At 63.0% G+C, this 3,480-nt stretch carries 4 protein-coding genes and 1 pseudogene; 3 read left to right on the top strand and 2 right to left on the bottom strand.

Annotated features, from left to right (window positions below):
• Both ABW043_RS01520 and ABW043_RS01515 read left to right on the top strand, forming a co-directional pair.
• Positions 1-275 (top strand): annotated as a pseudogene (locus ABW043_RS01520) (2',3'-cyclic-nucleotide 2'-phosphodiesterase); the annotation flags it as partial.
• A 65-nt stretch (positions 276-340) separates the two neighbouring features.
• Entirely contained in the window at positions 341-1,327 is a 987-nt protein-coding gene (locus ABW043_RS01515; RefSeq protein ID WP_353919478.1) for a ribonuclease T2 family protein, read from the top strand.
• On the opposite strand, the gene ABW043_RS01510 is transcribed toward ABW043_RS01515, so the two are convergent.
• Positions 1,324-1,764, bottom strand: coding sequence for a MarR family winged helix-turn-helix transcriptional regulator (locus ABW043_RS01510; protein WP_353919477.1), 441 nt, complete (start codon positions 1,762-1,764; stop codon positions 1,324-1,326). The two genes, ABW043_RS01515 and ABW043_RS01510, sit on opposite strands and share 4 nt — an antisense overlap.
• Positions 1,765-1,879: 115 nt before the next feature.
• On the opposite strand from ABW043_RS01510, the gene ABW043_RS01505 reads away from it, so the two are divergent.
• Complete coding sequence (locus ABW043_RS01505; protein ID WP_353919476.1) at positions 1,880-2,317, top strand: organic hydroperoxide resistance protein; 438 nt, start codon at positions 1,880-1,882, stop codon at positions 2,315-2,317.
• Between the two features lie 34 nt (positions 2,318-2,351).
• Here ABW043_RS01505 and ABW043_RS01500 read toward each other — a convergent pair.
• Positions 2,352-3,480, bottom strand: a 1,129-nt coding sequence (locus tag ABW043_RS01500) for an MFS transporter (protein WP_353919475.1), incomplete at its 5' end; no start/stop codon positions are given.

The raw sequence follows: 3,480 nt of genomic DNA, 5'->3' as shown, positions 1-3,480 counted from the left end.
GCGGCGGCACCTTCCCGAACATCAATTCGGACGTGATCGTCTTCAAGGGCCCGGATACCAACCGCGACATCATCGTGCGCTTCATCATCGAAAACGGCACGATCAACCCCAAGGCCGACAGCAACTGGTCGCTCGCTCCCATCGCCGACACCACCGTGCTGTTCGCCACCGGCCCCAAGGCTGCCGAACACCTGGACGATGTCACTGCGGTCAAGATCGAAGCGACAGGCGAAACCAACGCCGACGGCTTCGGCGTCTACCGCATCACGCTCTGATCGACAGGGTAGCAATAAACGAGGGGAGCCGCTAAGGCTCCCCTCAGTCGTTTGGGGAGCACGAAATGCTGCGGATCATCACCATCCTCGCCCTCCTGCTCCTCACCCTACCCGCCCGAGCCGAAGTGCCCCTTTCCGGCTATTTCACGGCGACAAAGGCCTGCCCGGCCCTCCAATCCATCAGCCGCGAAACCAATCCCGGCGATATAGCCACCCGTCCCGGCACTGCCTACGACCTCATCGCCGGCAACAAGGCCCGGCCTACCCATCTCTGGATTATCGTCCCCGGAGCAGAACCCGACCGTCGCTGGGTGTCCGTCGATTGCGGCACCCGCTCGACCGACGCCGAAGGCCGCGTCGACGAACCGGCGCCTCCCGCCCCGCCCCCGACCTATCGCGGCACCCAATACATTCTCGTCATAAACTGGCAGCCAGCGTTCTGCGAACTCAGCCCCCGCAAGACCGAGTGCCGCAACCAGCGCGCCAACAGTTTTGAAGCGACCAATTTCACCCTGCACGGCCTCTGGCCCCAACCGCGCAGCAACGAATATTGCAATGTTCCGGAGGGCGAGCGCTACGCCAGCGAAGACGGCCGCTGGCGCGATCTTCCGATCCTTGACTTACCCCTCGCCATCCGCCGCGATCTCGACGAAGTCATGCCCGGCAGCCAATCCGCCCTCGACCGCCACGAATGGACCAAGCACGGCACCTGCTACGGCACCAACGCACGCCAATACTACGCCGATGCCCTCGACCTCATGCTGGCCCTCAACACCTCCGAAGTGGCCGAACTCTTCGCGTCAAACATCGGCAAGCGCATCACGCTCACCCAAATCCGCGCTGCTTTCGACAATGCCTTCGGTCCCGGCACCGGTGAACGCGTCCGCATGACCTGCGAAGAGGACGGCAACCGCACCATCATCACCGAACTGACCATCGGCCTCACCGGCAAGATCGACGGCCCTGACTCCCTGCCCCGCCTCATTGCCGCAGCCTCACCGACGGACGGCGGCTGCCGCTCCGGCCAGGTCGATGCCGTGGGGCTACGTTAGCCTGCCGCGTCCAGCCGATCCCGCAATGCCACCAGCTCTCGCCGCATCGTTTCCGTAGTCTCAAGGGACTGCCCCGCGCCCTCGATCACGGCCAGCGGAATGGAAAGTGCCTTGCCCTTGAGCGCCCGCCCCTCCTCGGTCAGGCGTATGCGCACCTGCCGTTCATCTTCTTCATCACGATGACGACCAACGAGCCCCCGCGCCTCCAGCCGCTTGATCAGCGGCGTAATCGTCCCCGAGTCGAGGAACAATCGCTCGCCCAGCGCCTTTACCGTGATGTCGTCCTTCTCCCAGAGCACCAGAAAGGCGAGATATTGCGGATAGGTCAGATCAAGCGCATCCAGCCGGGGCTTGTAGAAGCGCGTGAAAGCGTGCCCGGCCGAATAGACGGCAAAGCACAGCATCTGGTCGATCGTCGGCATCCGCTTGTCGCTCATCGCCTCTCCTTTCAGTGTCAAAAATCTATCACACAAATTTCTATTGCGTGCAATTGAATTGCACACTATTGAATAGCCGTCACGAAATTTCATCCCTCCAAAGGAAATCGTCGCCATGTCCATCAAAGCTGCAGTTTACACCGCTCACGCCCACACCACTGGCGGCCGCACCGGCACCAGCAAGACCGATGATGGTCGTCTCGAAGTAACCCTCGACACCCCCAAGGCCATGGGCGGCAATGACGGCCCGGGCACCAATCCCGAGCAGCTTTTTGCCGCTGGCTATTCCGCCTGCTTCCTCGGCGCCATCAAGGCCGTCGCCCGCGGCGAAAAGATCAAGGTTCCGGACGAAACGACGATCGATGCTTCGGTTTCCTTCGGCGAAAACGCCAATGAAGGCGCCAAGGGCTTCAATATCGCGGTCGAACTCAAGGTGACCCTCCCCGGCTTCTCCAAGGAAGATGCCGAAGCGCTGGTACACAAGGCTCACGAAGTCTGCCCCTATTCCAACGCCACCCGTGGCAATGTCGACGTCACGCTGACCGTCGCCTGAAACAAGAAGGGCGCCCCTTGAGGCGCCCTTTTTCTCATTCTGCCGGCACCGCATCCGGTGTCCATCCACTGTCCCGCCGTTCGAGCCAGACGGACACGAAGAACAGCAGAAGTCCAACCACGGCCATGACCGCGCCAACCGGCCCCGTCGAAGACCAGCCGAGCCCCGCCGCAATCGCCATCCCGCCAAACAGCGCACCGAGCGCATTGGCAATGTTGAACGCCGCATGGTTGAGCGTCGCCGCCAGCGTCTGTCCATCGGCCGCCACGTCCATCAACCGCGTCTGCAGCGCCGTACCGATGGCAACGGTGAAACCAACACCCAAAACGCTCAGCGCCGCCGTCGGCCAGGTCAGCGCCAGCCATGGCACGGCCGCGAGGCTGACAATGTTGAACGCCAGCATGCCGCCAATGGTCTTCATCAGCGCCCGGTCGGCCATATAGGCTCCGAGAATGTTGCCCAACGTCATGCCCACGCCAAACAGCGCCAGCACCACCGGCACCCAGATGGTTGGAATCCCTGTCACTTCGGTAAGAAGCGGCACGATGTAGGTGAAGACGGAAAACATGCCGCCGCAGCCGGTAGCCGCGATACCCAGCGTCAACCACACCTGCGGCCGCTTCAGCGCCCCCAATTCGCGCAGCGGGCTCGCGCCCTCAGCCGCCTTGATGGCCGGCACGAAGCGCATGACCATCAGCACAGCCAGTGCACCGATGCCGCCCACGGCAAAGAAAGTCGGCCGCCAGCCAAGACCCTGCCCCAGCCAGGTCGCCAGCGGCATGCCAATCAACGTCGCCAGCGTCAGGCCGAGCATCACCCGGCCCACAGCCCGGGCGCGATAACCGACATCCACCATCGAAGCAGCGATCAGCGCGGCAATGCCAAAGTACGCGCCATGCGGCAACCCCGAGACAAAACGCAGAAGCACCAGCGACCAATAGTCGGGCGCCATGGCACTGCCGACATTGCCCAGCGCAAACAGCGCCATCAACGCCAGCAACAGCGGCTTGCGCGGCACCCGCGCGAACAGCACCGCAATCAGCGGCGCGCCGACCACCACGCCAAGGGCATAAGCCGAAATGACATGCCCGGCCTCGGGCTCTGTCACGCCAAGATCGCCCGCCAGGTTGGGCAGGAGGCCCATAATGGCAAATTCGCCCGTT

The organism is Devosia sp. (assembly GCF_040509215.1).
GTDB lineage: Bacteria > Pseudomonadota > Alphaproteobacteria > Rhizobiales > Devosiaceae > Devosia.
The sequence above is the reverse complement of the archived record's forward strand: the minus strand, read 5'-3'. Positions and strand labels throughout refer to the sequence as shown.